This window comes from Achromobacter insolitus (assembly GCF_002209555.1).
In the GTDB taxonomy this organism is placed as follows: Bacteria; Pseudomonadota; Gammaproteobacteria; order Burkholderiales; family Burkholderiaceae_B; genus Achromobacter; species Achromobacter insolitus.
This window is the reverse complement of the sequence record NZ_NJIF01000001.1, coordinates 1155681-1170460: the sequence shown is the minus strand read 5'-3', so window position 1 is coordinate 1170460 and position 14780 is coordinate 1155681. Positions and strand designations below refer to the sequence as shown.

At 65.1% G+C, this 14780-nt stretch carries 13 protein-coding genes and 1 tRNA gene; 9 read left to right on the top strand and 5 right to left on the bottom strand.

What is annotated here, in order from left to right; all coding sequences use genetic code 11:
• The first annotated feature begins 36 nt into the window (after window positions 1-36).
• On the top strand, window positions 37-930 hold the full coding sequence (locus CEY08_RS05270) for a LysR family transcriptional regulator (RefSeq protein ID WP_042796429.1): 894 nt from the start codon (window positions 37-39) through the stop codon (window positions 928-930).
• A 3-nt stretch (window positions 931-933) separates the two neighbouring features.
• Here CEY08_RS05270 and CEY08_RS05265 read toward each other — a convergent pair whose 3' ends face one another.
• Window positions 934-2130, bottom strand: coding sequence for a M20 aminoacylase family protein (locus CEY08_RS05265; protein ID WP_063642361.1), 1197 nt, complete (start codon window positions 2128-2130; stop codon window positions 934-936).
• A gap of 75 nt (window positions 2131-2205) precedes the next feature.
• On the opposite strand from CEY08_RS05265, the gene CEY08_RS05260 reads away from it, so the two are divergent.
• Window positions 2206-3906, top strand: coding sequence for an AMP-binding protein (locus CEY08_RS05260; protein ID WP_063960633.1), 1701 nt, complete (start codon window positions 2206-2208; stop codon window positions 3904-3906).
• Between the two features lie 7 nt (window positions 3907-3913).
• Here CEY08_RS05260 and CEY08_RS05255 read toward each other — a convergent pair whose 3' ends face one another.
• Complete coding sequence (locus CEY08_RS05255) at window positions 3914-4789, bottom strand: inositol monophosphatase family protein (protein ID WP_076816269.1); 876 nt, start codon at window positions 4787-4789, stop codon at window positions 3914-3916.
• Window positions 4790-4931: 142 nt separating this feature from the next.
• Here CEY08_RS05255 and mnmC point away from each other — a divergent pair, with 142 nt between their 5' ends.
• From mnmC to CEY08_RS05225, 6 genes are all read left to right on the top strand, one after another.
• The gene (gene mnmC, locus CEY08_RS05250; protein ID WP_076816267.1) at window positions 4932-6803 is read left to right on the top strand and encodes a bifunctional tRNA (5-methylaminomethyl-2-thiouridine)(34)-methyltransferase MnmC2/FAD-dependent 5-carboxymethylaminomethyl-2-thiouridine(34) oxidoreductase MnmC1; all 1872 of its coding nucleotides are present in this window, start codon (window positions 4932-4934) and stop codon (window positions 6801-6803) included.
• A gap of 272 nt (window positions 6804-7075) precedes the next feature.
• Window positions 7076-9301 carry a glycoside hydrolase family 31 protein gene (locus CEY08_RS05245; RefSeq protein ID WP_076816264.1) on the top strand — a complete coding sequence of 742 codons (2226 nt, stop codon included), beginning with the start codon at window positions 7076-7078 and terminating at the stop codon, window positions 9299-9301.
• A 198-nt stretch (window positions 9302-9499) separates the two neighbouring features.
• Complete coding sequence (locus CEY08_RS05240; protein ID WP_063642279.1) at window positions 9500-10588, top strand: methionine ABC transporter ATP-binding protein; 1089 nt, start codon at window positions 9500-9502, stop codon at window positions 10586-10588.
• On the top strand, window positions 10545-11198 hold the full coding sequence (locus CEY08_RS05235) for a methionine ABC transporter permease (protein ID WP_042796433.1): 654 nt from the start codon (window positions 10545-10547) through the stop codon (window positions 11196-11198). The genes CEY08_RS05240 and CEY08_RS05235 overlap by 44 nt, the downstream gene beginning before the upstream one ends.
• Window positions 11199-11253: 55 nt before the next feature.
• Window positions 11254-12051, top strand: coding sequence for a MetQ/NlpA family ABC transporter substrate-binding protein (locus CEY08_RS05230; RefSeq protein ID WP_076816262.1), 798 nt, complete (start codon window positions 11254-11256; stop codon window positions 12049-12051).
• A gap of 166 nt (window positions 12052-12217) precedes the next feature.
• Window positions 12218-12293, top strand: a tRNA-Lys gene (locus tag CEY08_RS05225).
• A 262-nt stretch (window positions 12294-12555) separates the two neighbouring features.
• Here CEY08_RS05225 and CEY08_RS05220 read toward each other — a convergent pair.
• From CEY08_RS05220 to CEY08_RS05210, 3 genes are all read right to left on the bottom strand, one after another.
• The gene (locus tag CEY08_RS05220; protein WP_076816260.1) at window positions 12556-12843 is read right to left on the bottom strand and encodes an MSHA biogenesis protein MshH; all 288 of its coding nucleotides are present in this window, start codon (window positions 12841-12843) and stop codon (window positions 12556-12558) included.
• A 106-nt stretch (window positions 12844-12949) separates the two neighbouring features.
• A complete protein-coding gene (locus CEY08_RS05215; RefSeq protein ID WP_042796436.1) occupies window positions 12950-13369 on the bottom strand; it encodes a hypothetical protein in 420 nt (139 codons plus the stop codon).
• A complete protein-coding gene (locus tag CEY08_RS05210; RefSeq protein WP_063642276.1) occupies window positions 13366-13806 on the bottom strand; it encodes a Fur family transcriptional regulator in 441 nt (146 codons plus the stop codon). The genes CEY08_RS05215 and CEY08_RS05210 overlap by 4 nt, the downstream gene beginning before the upstream one ends.
• 103 nt (window positions 13807-13909) lie before the next feature.
• Here CEY08_RS05210 and CEY08_RS05205 point away from each other — a divergent pair, with 103 nt between their 5' ends.
• Window positions 13910-14692, top strand: coding sequence for a helix-turn-helix domain-containing protein (locus tag CEY08_RS05205; RefSeq protein WP_084738624.1), 783 nt, complete (start codon window positions 13910-13912; stop codon window positions 14690-14692).
• Window positions 14693-14780 lie beyond the last annotated feature (88 nt).

Sequence of the window (14780 nt, the reverse complement as noted above, 5' to 3'; positions counted from 1 at the left end):
ATATGTAATATCCAAAATTCTGATATTTGTGTGCTCATGACCCCTGACCAACTGCTCACCTTCGCCAGTGTGGCCGACGCTGGCAACATCAGCCGCGCTGCGCAACTGCTGAATCTGTCCCAGCCGGCCGTTTCGGGCCAACTGCGGATGTTGCAGGAATGGTTCGGCGAGCCTCTGTATCGCCGCAGCGGACATGGCATCGCACTGACCGAGGCCGGCGAGCGCCTGGCCGAGCAGGCCCGGCAGTTGCGCCAGGTCTATCGACAGGCGCAGGCGGTGCGTGAATCCTGGCGCGGACTGGAAACCGGCGACCTGCGGCTGGGCGCCAGCACCACGCCTGCCAGCTATCTGCTGCCCAGCCTGGTGGCGGATTTCCGGCATGCGTTTCCGTCGGTCAGCCTGCATCTGTCCGACGGCAACACGCGTGAGATCGTCGAACGCCTGCCGGCTCTGGATCTGGCGTTCATCGAAGGCGATGTGCCGGCTGGCCTGCCTGCGGACACGGCGGTGCATGCCTGGCGCCAGGACGAGGTAGTGGCGGTGGTGCGCGCGGACCACGCGCTGGCAGGGAAGGGGGCGGTAACGCTGCGCGACCTGGCCACCTCACCACTGATCATGCGCGAGCCTGGTTCGGGTGTGCGCCGGTTGGTGGAGCGGGCCTTTGCGGATGCGGGCCTGGCACCGTCGGTGGGTCTGGAACTGGCCGGCGTGGAAGGAGTTAAGCAGGCGGTGCGGGCCGGCCTGGGCGTGGGTTTCGTGTCGGTTATGTCGATGCGGCACGAGGATGGCGCGCTGGCGGCTTTGCGCCTGTTGCCCAAGCCGCTGACGCGGACCTTGAGCATTCTGGTGCCGCATGCGGACGCCGCCGCCCGCGCCGCCGAACGCTTTCTGGCAATGTGCCTGGCGGTCGGGGCGGCGGAAGGCGTGTGAGGCTCAGGCCTTGGCCAGGCGCTTGAGCGCCAGTTGTACCCAGTAGGTGCCGCCCAGCGGCAGCAGTTCGTCATTGAAGTCGTAGCTGCCGTTATGCAGCATGCAGGGACCCAGGCCGTGACCGCTGTCGCGGTGCTCGCCGGTGCCGTTGCCGATCCAGACATAACAGCCTGGCAGTTCCTGCAGCATGAAGGCGAAATCTTCCGCGCCCATGGTGGGCTGCACGTGATCGTTGACGTTGGCTTCGCCGACGATGTCGCGCAGCACGTCGGCGCAGAACGCAGCTTCCTCGGCGTGATTGATGGTTGGCGGATAGTTGCGCTGGAACGTGAACTGCACTTCGCAGTCCATCGCGGCGCAGGTGTGGCGCGCGATTTCTTCCATACGGCGTTCGATCAGGTCCAGCACTTCCAGCGTGAAGGTGCGCACGGTGCCGCGCAGTTCAGCATGATTGGGCACGACGTTGTCGGCGCTGCCAGCGTGGATCTGCGTGATGCTGAGCACCGCCGCGTCCAGCGGGTTGCGGTTGCGGGTAATGATGGTCTGCAGGGATTGCGCCAGTTGCACCGCTGCCATGACGGGGTCGATGCCCAGGTTGGGCATGCCGGCGTGCGTGCCCTTGCCCTTCACGACGATGGAGAACTCGTTGCTGGAGGCCATGATGGGGCCGGCGGTCAGGCCGAACTGGCCGGCTTTCATGCCGGGCCAGTTGTGCATGCCGAATACGGCTTCCATGGGGAAGCGCGTGAACAAGCCATCGTCGATCATGCGCTTGGCGCCGCCGCCGCCTTCTTCCGCAGGCTGGAAAATCACGTAGACCGTGCCCGCGAAATCACGGTGCTGCGACAGGTATTGCGCCGCGGCCAGGAGCATGGCCGTGTGGCCGTCATGGCCGCAGGCGTGCATCTTGCCGGCATGGGTGCTGGCGTGTTCGAAGGTGTTGGCCTCTTGCATGGGCAGGGCGTCCATGTCGGCGCGCAGGCCCACCGCGCGATTGCCCGGCTGGTTGCCGCGGATGATGCCGACCACGCCCGTGCCGCCCAGGCCGCGGTCGATTTCTATGCCCCATTCTTCGAGCTTTGCCGCCACGACATCAGCGGTGCGGAATTCTTCGAAAGCCAGTTCGGGATGCGCGTGAATGTCGCGTCGGATCTTGGAAATGTCGTGATGCCACGCGACGATGGGTTCGAGCAGTTTCATGGAGCTCTCGGGCGAAAAAAGGGAACGCAACAAGGGTATCATCAATCAAAAACCAATTTAATGGAGACAAATACCATGACGCGTCCGTGGCTTGCCCATTATCCGCAGGGGGTTCCGGCGGAAATATCCACAGAGGGTTATGCCTCCCTGACTGACTTGCTGGACCGGGCCTGCAAGCAGTACGCATCACGCATCGCATGCACCGCCATGGGCAGCGACATCACCTACGCGCAACTCGACGCTCATGCGCAGGCTTTCGCCAATTGGCTGCAAAGCGTGGGCCTCGCCAAAGGCGAACGCGTAGCCTTGATGATGCCGAACGTGCCAGCCTATCTGGTCAGCATGCTGGGCACGCTGCGCGCGGGCCTGGTCGTGGTGAACGTCAATCCCCTCTACACCGCCGAAGAACTGCAGCGGCAATTGCTGGACAGCGGCGCGTCGGCCATCGTCATCCTGGAGAATTTCGCTCACACCCTGCAGCGCGTCACCGACCGCGGACAGCTCAAGCACATCGTCGTCACGGGGCCGGGCGATCTGCTCGGCGGCCTGAAGGCGCCGCTGGTCAACCTGGCCGCCCGCTATGTCAAGAAGATCGTTCCCGCGTGGCGGATTGATGGTGCCCGCATGCTGCCGGACGTGCTGAGCGACGGCGCGCGCCAGCGCTTCACGCCGCCTGCGCTGTCGATGGATGATGTGGCCGTGCTGCAATACACGGGCGGCACGACCGGCGTGCCCAAGGGCGCGATGCTGTCCCATCGCAATCTCGTGGCCAACGTGCTGCAGACGGAAGCGGTGGCGCAGCCCGTCGTGCACGACCTTGCTGACCAGCAGCTCACCATCATCAGCGCGCTGCCGCTCTACCACGTGTTTGCCATGACCGTATGCGGGTTGTATGGCCTGCATGCCGGCATGCGCAACGTGCTCATCATCAACCCGCGCGACCAACCCTCGCTCATCAATGCGTGGCGCAAGGTGCCCATCAATGTGTTCCCCGGCGTCAATACGCTGTTTAACGCCTTGGCGCACAACGAGGACTTTGCGCGCCTGGATTTTTCCGGTCTCCGGCTGACGTTGGGCGGCGGCATGGCGGTCCAGCAGCAGGTCGCCGAACGCTGGCTCAAGATCACTGGCAGGCCGTTGATCGAAGGCTATGGCCTGTCGGAAACCTCGCCGGTGGCCACCGTGAATCCCACCAATGCGACCGCGTATTCCGGATCCATCGGTCTGCCCTTGCCTTCCACCGACGTGGCCATCCTCGATGACGAAGGCCGTGAAGTGCCCCTGGGCGAGCGAGGCGAGGTCGCCATCCGCGGGCCGCAGGTCATGCTGGGCTATTGGCAGAAGCCCGAGGAAACCCGCCACTCCATGACCGCCGATGGATATTTCCGCACGGGCGACATCGGCATCATGGACGAGCAGGGCTATACGCGCATCGTCGACCGCAAGAAGGACATGATCGCGGTGTCGGGGTTCAAGGTCTACCCCAACGAAGTCGAGGCCGCCGTGGCGCAGCACCCCGGCGTGCTGGAATGCGCGGCCATCGGCGTGCCGGACGAGCATTCGGGCGAGGCGGTCAAGGTGTTCGTGGTGAGGCGGGATCCGACGCTGACCGAGGCGCAGATCCAGGACTGGTGCCGGGAAAAGCTCACCGGCTACAAACGGCCGCGTTACGTGGAGTTCCGCGACGAACTCCCCAAGAGCAATGTGGGCAAGATCTTGCGCCGGGAACTGCGTCCGGATGCCGTCGCGGGCACGCCCGGAAGCAAGGCGGCGTAGGAGGGCGTCAGTCCTCTTTGTCGAGGTGCGGGGCGATCATCTCGTGCAAGGCGCGTTCGATGAGCTTGTTGCCCGCCACGACGCGCCCACCGATGGGCCAGGGGTCCTGCTGGTGCATGTCCGAACATGCGCCGCCCGCTTCGCGCAGGATCAGCGTGCCAGCGGCCACGTCCCACGGCGCGAGGCCCATTTCCCAATAGCCGTCATAGCGGCCGCAAGCCGTCCATGCCAGGTCCAGCGCGGCCGCGCCCATGCGGCGCACGCCGCGGGCGCGGTTGATCGCGTCGTGCAGCATGGGCATGTATTGCGCGGCGAATGAAAAGTCGCGGAACGGAAAGCCCGTGGCCAGGACTGCGTCTTCGATGGTTTGCGTGCGCGAGCACGTGATGCGGCGGCCATTGAGCCACGCGCCCAGGCCATGGACCGCGGTAAAGAGTTCTTCGCGGCTGGGGTCATAGACCACGCCCACCACGGGCGTGTCCTCGGCCAGCGTTTCGGTGGCCGACAGGGGAGTACCCGCGTGTGCGATCAGCGCGATCGACACCGCGTAATGCGGGATGTCGTGCAGGAAATTGGTAGTGCCGTCCAGCGGGTCGATGTACCAGGTGGCGTGGCCCTGGGGCTTGCCGCCGGTCTCTTCGGCGACGATGCCGAACTTGGGCGTGCGCGCCTGCAGCTCCTGGATAATGGCAGCCTCCGCTTCGCGATCGGCCTGGGATACGAGATCATTGCGCGCCTTGCGGTCGATCACGAGATCCGCGCGGTGATGCGCGTAGGATTGCAGTATGGCTGCGCCGGCATGGGCTGCCGTGACTGCCGCGTCGATGGCGGCGCACAGGTCGATGGGCGAGGTCTGCGAACGGGACTTATCGTAAGTATCCATGAAACCAGTGTAAGCCCATGTATGCGTCAAATCCGTGGCGGAACCCGGAAACCGCCCCGCCGCGTGGCGTCCATCCAACGCGGCCACGTCCGACTATCCACGCTGATTCCTATTCTCCGTCCTGCCTGTTGCCGCCGTCCCCATGTCCTTCACTTATGCTCCCCTGATCCCCGCCAAGACGGAATTCGACGCCGACGGCCGGCTCTACAGTCCCGTCTATGGCGATGTCTACCACTCGCCGTCCGGCGCGCTGGGACAGGCGGAACACGTGTTCCTGCGCGGTAACGGCCTGCCCGAGCGCTGGCGCGGACGTGGGGCCTTTACGGTTTGCGAGACGGGGTTTGGCCTGGGATTGAACTTCCTGGCGCTCTGGAAAGCCTGGCGGGACGATCCCCAGCGTAGCGGCGCGCTGCATGTGGTATCCCTGGAAGGGCACCCCTTCGAACGAGAAGACCTGGCGGGGTTGCTGGCGCGTTACGCGCCCGAGCCCCTGGCTGAACTGGGGCGGCAGTTGGCGGCCCAATGGCCGGTTTTGTTACCTGGCCTGCATCGTCTGGAGTTCGAGGGCGGCGCCGTGACCTTGACCCTGGGTTTCGGCGACGCGCAGGTCCTGGCGTCCCGCCTGAGCGTCGCGGTCGACGCGTTCTTCCTGGACGGCTTCGCGCCCGAACGCAATCCCGAGATGTGGGCTTTGCCGCTGATGCGCAACCTGGCGAAGCTGGCGGCGCCAGGCGCCACGCTGGCCACCTGGGCCTGCACGGGCGAACTGCGCCAGACCTTGCGGACGGCGGGTTTTGATGCCCGGCGCGCGCCGGGCTACGGGGGCAAATGGCATATGACGGTGGGGGCTGCCACCGCGCCGGGCCGCGCGGCCCCGGGCATTCCCGGCGGGGATGTTCGCCACGCGGTCGTGGTGGGGGCGGGGCTGGCCGGCGCGGGCATTGCCCAGGCGCTGGTCGCGCGCGGATGGCGCGTGACGGTGATCGATGCAGGCCGGGCGCAGGACGCGCCGGCGCACGCAGGACATGCCGCGGCGGCGTTGACGCCCGTCGTGGCGCGCGATGACAACGCGCGGGCGCGCTTGTCGCGAGCCGGCAGCCAGCGCGCGCTGGCGCGTTGGCAAGGCCTGCCGGCGGGCGCGGCCCCTCGCGTTTGCGGCACTGTTCAGCTGGAGCGGGACGAGGGGCGGGCCGCCGCGTTGGCGGGCACCCTGGAGACCCTGGCCTTTCCCGAACACTGGGTGCGCCAGGTCGACCGTGATGAAGCCAGCGCCTTGGCGGGTTTGCCGCTGGCGCGGGGCGGCGTGTATTTCGGGCAGGGCATGTTGCTGCGGCCGAACCTGCTGATAGAAACCTTGCTGGCGGCGGATGGCGTGACGATTCTGCCTGGCAAGGTGGCGAAGGTCGATCGGGCCGGTCCGGGCTGGCGCGTTTTCGACCAGGCCGGCGCCGAGCTCGCCCGTGCCGATACCGTCATCCTGGCCAATGCGTTCGGCGCCCGCGCCGTGCTGGCCGAAAGCGGCCTGCTGGATCTTTTGCCGCGCGTGGCGCAAATGCATGCGCTCGCGGGAGAGGTGACGCTGGTGCCGGCGCAGGCGTTGGGCGGCGGCCCTCGCTGCATTGTCGGCGGCGAGGGCTACCTGCTGCCCGAAGTCGCCGCGGCATGCGTGGTGGGCAGCACCTATGTGCACGGCGCGGAACAGGCGCGGATAGGCGCCGAAGGCCAGCGTGTCACCCTGGACAAGGCGGCAGGCCTGCTGGGCGGCAGCTTTCCGGACTTCGATTCGCTGGAGCCCGGCAGTTTGCCGGGTTGGGCTGGCTGGCGGGCCGTGTTGCCGGGGCGCTTGCCGGCGGTGGGCGAAGTGCCGCAGGCGCCGGGCCTGTGGCTGGCCGTGGGTTATGCATCGCGGGGCCTGTCGTGGTCCGCGCTCATGGGTGACCTGATCGCAGCGCGCCTGAACGGCGAACCTCAACCCCTGGAAACGGACTTGGCGCAACTTATTGCACCACGATGAAAAAAGCAGGGAACGAGGGCCGGAGACTGGTCGCGGGTGGCGTAGAATGGCAGGAATTGCCAGGATTTGGCGCCAAATCGGCCCGAGTTGGCCGCGAACCTGGCTTTTTGGCGGTTAGAAGGCCTTCATGCCCCAAGGGCGTTGGCCGAAGGCTTTAGACCCCTTTTATGGATGAGATCGCAGTCCAAAAGAGGGACCGAGTTTATTTCAAAGCCCAAATCCGTCAAAATAGCGTCTTTTGATGGTTTTTGGCTTAAGCCGGGGGATGCTCTGTGCCGCCCAAGTTCGACTTTGCCCATACTACCCAGCTCGAAAACATCGAGCTGCTGACGTCCCGCCCCAGTCGCATCGATTTCGACGCGGGCGATGGGTTGCACCTGGTAGTCGAGGCGCATGCGCCGGGCGTCTTTCGCCTGCGCTGCGGCGAGGCTAATCACCTTAACGATGACAAGCCCGGCGCGCGTGCTCGCGCCGTGGCGGAGATGCTGCTCGCGCGCCAAGAGGCCGTGGGCGAGGCCACCATCGCTCCCGTGGAAGGCGGGGACGGCTGGCGGATCGCTCAGGGCGACGTCGTGCTGGAAGTCCAGTCCAACCCCGTGCGTATTGCGATCCATCGCAACGACGAGCGGGTGTTCGAGTCCGAGGTCTCCGCGCATACGCCTGCATTCGGGCATAACGCGCTGGACCAGGCCGACGACGCCGTCTGGACGGCAGGATTCACGCTACAGCCCGACGAGCGCGTCTACGGCCTGGGCGAGACTCCGGGCGACCTGAACCGCCGCGAAGAATCCGTGGTTTCCGACGATCCCGAGCACCGCGCCCTGCCATTGGCATGGAGCCCGCGCGGCTGGGGCGTCTATGTCAACACGATGCGGCGTGTGGAGCATTCGGTGGGTGTGGCCCCCGCGGATTCCGCCTACGTGCTGACCGTGGACGACGCCGTGCTGGATATCTTCCTGTTCGCTGGCGAACCGGGTGAAATCCTCAATCAGTACACCGCTCTAACGGGCCGCGCCGGCCAGCCGTCGCTTTGGGCGATGGGCGCGTGGCTGCAGCAGGCCCCGGGCGAAATGCCCACGCAGACCGTGGCCTTGGTGGCGCGCATGCGTGAAAACCAGATTCCGGTGGATGCCGTGACGCTGGCGCAGCCGGCGGCCTGGGGCTTTCAGTCGGACAAGACGGTTTTCGAATGGGATGCCCAACGCTACCCGGACGCCAAGCAGATGCTGGCGCTGTTCCATAAGCACCATGTGCACGTCGCCGCCTCGGGCTTCCCGGGCGTGCTGAAGACCAGCCCGCTGTTCGAAGAGCTCGAAGATCGTGGCTGGCTGCTGGCCAAGGACGACGGCTCGGCGCAGGTGTTCGACGGCAATGCCGCCACCTCGGGCCAGCCTTACGGCCTGTTGGATCTGACCTACCGCGACATCTACAACCTGTGGGTGGAGCGTCATCGCCAACTGGTGGAAGACGGCCTGGATGCACCCGCATGCGACGCCCAGATCGCCATTCCCGACGGCGTCACCGCCCGCAACGGCGAAACCGGCCCTGCGCTGCGCAGCATGTATCCGCTGCTGGTGCGCCGCGCGCTGTTCGACGCGGTCGCGGGCCTGAAGGTCCCGCCGGAAGGCGTGGTGCCGAGTTCCGACCTGTTCCCCGCCGCCCAGCGCTTGCCGTGGCAGGTGGGCCCGCAGGCCGAGAACACCTGGGAAGGTCTGCGCCACACACTGCGCACCGCCTTGTCGATCGGCGCCAGCGGTTTGCCCGTCCAAGTGCATGGCATAGGCTCGGCCACGCGCGACCGGGCTGGCATGACGCCCGAGCTTTACCTGCGCTGGCTGACCGCCGGCGTGTTCTCGTCGAACTTTGCCTTCCAGGGTGTGGACGGCCTGATGCCCTGGGACTTCGGTGAAGAAACCCTTGCGCACGCCAAGACCTGGATGCAGTGGCGCTACCGCCTGGTGCCCTACGTGCTGGGCGCCATCGAGGATTCGGCGCGCACCGGCCTGCCAGTGCAGCGTTCCATGGCCATGTCGTTCCCGAACGATCCCCATGCGCACGACTGGGACCTGCAGTACCTGCTGGGGCCGGCCTTGTTGGTGGCCCCCATCACCGAACCCGGCAAGCAGGTGCGCGTGTACCTGCCCAAGGGCGAAGCCTGGTGGGACCTGAACACGGGGCACCGCTACGAGGGCGGCACCACCTGGACCATCGACTGCGAACTGGGCCAGTTCCCGGTGTTTGGCCGCGAAGGGCACATGCTCTGTCTCGGACCGGCGGCGCAGCATACGGGCGAGTTCAACTCGGCCCGCATCCTGGACGAGGTCTGGATGTTTGGCATGCCTGTGCACAATCCGGTCGTCATGCGCAACAAGATCCGCGTCATGCAGATGCAGGGTTCCAGCTACATCAAGGGGCTGGAAGGCCTGCGCATTTCTCCGTCCGAGGGCCTGGAAGTCAAGCGCCGCGGCGCGGAAGTCCGCATCTCGCGCGCACGCTGACGAACCGGCTGCGGCCGGTCGGCAAAAAAATGGGCAGTCAGGAAGGCTTTCCTTCCTGACTGCCCTTTCCGCGTTATGGCGTATCTCCCGATAGAGGGCGGCCATGCACGGGTTCGGGGTTTTATATTACTTGTAGTTATAAAAAATGAAAGAAACAGTCGTTCTCTGTAGAAGAGAAAAGATACAAAATCGCTTGCCATGATTCAGATCGAGAACCTATCCAAGACCTACGCCACGCCGCATGGACAATTCCAGGCGTTGCGGGGCATCAACCTGCACATCCAGCAGGGCGAGGTCTTCGGCATCATTGGCCCCAGCGGGGCCGGTAAAAGCACGCTGGTCCAGTGCATCAACCTGCTGGAACGGCCCAACGAAGGCTCGATCTCCATCGGCGGCCAGTCGCTGACCGGCCTGAACGAAGCGCAGCTGCGGGAGCAACGCCGCCGCATCGGCATGGTGTTCCAGGGCTTCAACCTGCTGTCGCGCCGGACCGTTTACGGCAACGTCGCGCTGCCGCTGGAAATCGCCGGCGTCGCCAAGGCCGAGATCCCGGCCCGCGTGGAGCGCTTGCTGGCGCTGGTGGGCCTGGAGCATCTGCGAGACAGATATCCCAGCCAGATCAGTGGCGGCCAGAAGCAGCGCGTCGGCATTGCGCGCGCCTTGGCCAACAACCCGGACGTGCTGCTCAGCGACGAAGCCACGTCCGCGCTGGATCCTGAAACCACCCACAACATCCTGGCCTTGCTGCGAGACATCAACCGCAAGACCGGCGTGACCGTCGTCATGATCACGCACCAGATGGAAGTCGTGCGCGAAGTCTGCGACCGTGTTGCCGTGCTGTCGCAGGGCGAGGTGGTCGAAATGGGCAGTACGCGCGAAGTCTTCGCGCAGCCTCGCCACGAAGTGACCCGCGCCATGGTGTCGGCCGCCACCGCGTCCGACCTCACCGACGCCACGCTGGCCGCGGTCAAGGAACGCATCCAGGCGCTGGCAGCGGCTCAGCCGGGCCAGGCGGTGCGCCTGCTGCGCCTGTCGCTGACCGGCACCGACGCGTCGGGCTCGTTCCTGTCCGACCTGTACAAGCAGTATTCCCTGGACGTGGGCCTGATCCAGGCGCGCGTGGAAGACATCCAGGGCGTGGCCGTCGGCACGATGTTCGTGCTGGCGCAAGGCGCGCCCGCCGCGGTCAAGGACGCGATTGCCGCGTTGGCCGCCCGTGACATTACCGTTGAAGAAATAGCTCATGAGTCCGCAACTGATCGACCTGCTTATTACGTCGCTGCTTGACACCCTGCTGATGGTGGGCGTGGCCAGCGCCATCGCGGTGGTGATCGGCATTCCGCTGGGCGTGATCCTGACGGTGACGGCGCGCGGCAACATGCTCGAGAACCAGTCCGTCAACCACGTGCTGGGGGCGGTCATCAACGCCACGCGCTCGGTGCCGTTCGTCATTCTGATGGTGGCTATCATCCCCTTCACGCGCCTGGTGGCCCAGACCTCCATTGGAACCACGGCCGCCATCGTGCCCTTGTCGGTCGCTGCGATTCCCTTCATGGCGCGTATCGCAGAGAACGCCATGCGCGAGGTGGATCCGGGGCTGATTACCGCCGCGCGGGCCATGGGCGCGTCGCCGATGCAGATCATCATGAAGGTCCTGCTGCCTGAATCGTTGCCCGGCCTCATCGCCGCCACCGTCGTCACCGTCGTCAGCCTGATCGGCTATTCGGCCATGGCGGGCGCCATCGGTGGAGGTGGCCTGGGCGACCTGGCCATCCGCTACGGCTATCAGCGCTTCCAGTCTGACGTGATGGCCGCCGTGGTCATCGTGCTGATCGTCCTGGTTCAGGTCATACAGAGCCTGGGCGACCGCTACGTGCGCCGCATTTCGCATCGTTGATCCTGCCGGCGCCGCTACATTTTCTCCTCACTTCCGACATTCGGGATATCGCAACATGAGCATCAAGGTTTTGAAGTCGCTGGCCGCGTTCGCACTCGGCGCCGCCGTATTCGCCCAACCGGCGCTGGCCCAGGACAAGCCGCTGAAGATCGGCGTGACCGCCGGCCCGCACGCCCAGATCTTTGATGTGGTGAAGCAGGAAGCGGCCAAGCAGGGCCTGAACATCCAGGTCATCGAGTTCACCGATTACGTGCAACCCAACGTGGCGCTGTCCTCGGGCGACCTGGACGCCAACAGCTACCAGCACCAGCCCTACCTGGATAACGCCAATGCTGACCGCGGCTACAAGCTGGTCAGCATCGCCAAGACGGTGATCTTCCCCATCGGTATCTACAGCAAGAAGATCAAGTCGCTGTCGGAGCTGAAGGAAGGCGCCCGCATTGCGCTGCCCAATGATCCGACCAACGGCGGTCGCGCCTTGCTGCTGCTGCAAGCGAATGGCCTGATCAAGCTGCGTCCCGACGTCGGCTTGAAGGCGACCCCGATCGACGTGGTCGAGAACCCCAAGAAGCTGCGCTTCATTGAGCTGGACGCTGCTCAGCTGCCGCGCTCGCTGGATGACACCGATGCATCGGCCGTGAACACCAACTTTGCGCTGGAAGCGGGCCTGAACCCGGCCACGGACGCCATCGCCCAGGAATCGCCCGATTCGCCGTACGCCAACGTGCTGGTCGTGCGTGAAAAGGACAAGGATCGTCCCGAGTTCGCCAAGCTGATCAGCATCTATCACAGCCCGGCCGTGAAGCAGTTCATCGAGACGAAGTACAAGGGCGCCGTGGTGGCCGCCTGGTAAGTCCAGGACCGTGCTCAGGCCTTCGGGCTTTAGCTGACCGTCCAACTTGTGGGGGTCAGTTCAGACATGCGGCCGTTTTTGTTGCAGCCCCGCGCCGTTGCATGGGGCTGTTAGCATCTAATTTTGACAAACGGCGCCAAATCGGCCATAATTTCTGGCTTCGGTCGGGCTGATAGCTCAGTCGGTAGAGCAGCGGACTTTTAATCCGTTGGTCGCGAGTTCGAGTCTCGCTCAGCCCACCACCCCCCGCTTTTTTGCGAAGGCGGTAAGAGAATCAAGCACCTGCGAGTGATCGCGGTGCTTTTTTTTCGTCTGCGTTTTGGTGGTGCCCGTTCGCTGTGTGCCCAGTATTCACCGAGCCAGCACGGGGACGGGGGACGGGGTAATGGGACAACGGGAAAACGGGACAGCGGGACAGCGGGGCAACGAACAACGCGGCCGGAGCCTGTCATCTTGCCGGCCGGTCCTGCGCATCGAGATCAATGGCGAGCGATGTGGTGAACGTCAGGACAGGGTGCGGGCCGGCATGGCCGAGAGATCGTGCAGGCTCAGGCCGCAACTGCGGGCGCGCTCGGACAGCGATTCGCTGTGCGCCAGCGCGCGCCTGCTTTCTTCCAGCAGCACGTCCAGCTGCTCTTGCAGGGTGGCCGCCATGAGCCAGGCGCGTTCGGCGAACAAGGCCGAGAAGTTGTCGGCGCAAGTCTTGCAGATGGCCGCTCCGTTCTTTTCGAGCAGCGGGGCGCCTTGCGCAAGCGTCGATTGGCAAAAGATGCAGGCAAGTGCGCGGTTCATGCTGAGGCGGCCGGTCCTGGTGTGGGCGAGAGCGCGGACCCAGCAGGTATCCGCGCGATGACACCATAGACAACGGCGCGGGAGGCCAACTCTTAAGTCACGGGCCTTAGTCCACGACGAAGCCGCCAGGGCCGGACTGGCCCAACAGTTCTCGGGCGCATTGCGCGGCCTGGCCGACAGTGGCCACGGCCAGGAATGGCACGCCGAAAGCCCGGGTCATCTTTTCGCCGCGCTTGCGGATCTTGTCCAGCGCATCGGCGTTGCCCTCCACGGCGATGAACGCGCGGCAGCGCGCTTTCAGGCGCGGCATGTTGGCGGTCTGCCATTCGATCATTGCCTTGCGGTCGGCCTGGCCGGCTTCCTGCCGCATGTCGGGCACCACCATGACGAAGCTCTGGGGGTTGTCCACCAGCATCTCCATTTCGCGTATCCAACTGGCCGAATAGCCGTCGGGCGCGCCGCCATGCTTGGAGGTGACGATGGGAAACTGGGAAAGGTCGTGGAAGAAAAATTTTTCGGGGTTCATTCGAATTCTCCGTGAGGAAGGGCTGCTGCGGTTTTGCCGCAGCCGCAGTGGCCGTAAAGCACCAGGCTGTAGGAGTCCAGCAGGAAGCCGCTGCGCTTGGCGATCTTCCTGACCAGTTGACCCACGGCGGGATCGCTGGACTCCAGGATCCGTCCGCAATCGGTGCAGACCAGGTGGTCGTGGTGTCCTTTGTCATTGAGCTCGTACACCGTGGTGTGGGCGTCGAGCTGAGTACGTTTGAGCAAACCGGCGCCTTCAAGTTGCGTGATGACGCGGTAAACCGTGGCCAGGCCGATATTGCTGCTGTCCGAAAGCAGGTTGCGGTACACATCCGCCGGGCTCATGTGCAGGCCCGCGCGCTGATAGAAAAGATCCAGGATCTTCATGCGTGGGAAGGTGGCCTTGATGCCCGCATGGCGCAGCCTTGAGTGGTCCATAGGGGTTCTCCTTTTGGGGCTGATATCCAGGTGAGAATGATGTACATTTCCAACTGGATCCGCTCGCCGGAAACCGTCAACCTGTAGCTCAAACCTGCCAACCATGCTCCACGTGGCCGTTGCGCCCCCCCTGCCAGACGTATTGCTGACGCCGTTCAGCGTCCGGGGGCGGCGTGAATCCAAAGGCATTGCCGTGCCCTCTCATGTCCATGACGAGGGCATGCTGGTGCTGGTGCACGAGGGCCTGGTGGTGGTGCAGGCGGGCGTGCAGGTGTGGACGGTGATGCCTGGCAGCCTGGGCTGGATTCCACCGGGGGTGCAGCACGGCGCCCGCTGGTTCGGCGAGGCACGCGGCTCGTTCCTGTATGTGCGACGCGATGCCTGCGCCCGCCTGCCGGACCGTTGCCGGTCCTGGCCGGCATCCCGGTTGATCGAGGCCCTGATGGACCGCTTTACCTCGGTCCAACCGAACACCGTTTTGTCTCCTGCCTACCAGGAGCAACTGTTCGACGTGCTGCTGGAAGAGCTCAAGCAGCGCGAGCACGAACCCGTCCTGTTGCCCATGCCCGCCGATCCGCGCCTGCAGGATCTGGCCAATACGCTGCTGGATCGGCCCGAGGACACCGCCAGCATCGATGAATGGGCGCAGCGCCTGAATATGTCTTCCCGCACGCTGATGCGCCGTTTCCGCCAGGAAACCGGCGTCACGCTGGGACAGTGGCGCCAGCAGGCTCGCTTGCTGCGCGCGCTGGAACTCCTGTGCCGCGGCGGCTCGGTCACGGAGGCCGGCCTGTCGGTCGGCTATGAGAGCACCAGCGCCTTCATCGGCAGCTTCCGCGCCGCGTTCGGCGTGACGCCCACGCGTTATCTGGCGGAACGCGAGTAGCGCGGCCCCTGCCGGGCTTTACGGATTTTCACGGTTCTCCGACAGTTTTGCCGATCTTCCAAGGCACCCCCTGCCTAGTATGACGCCA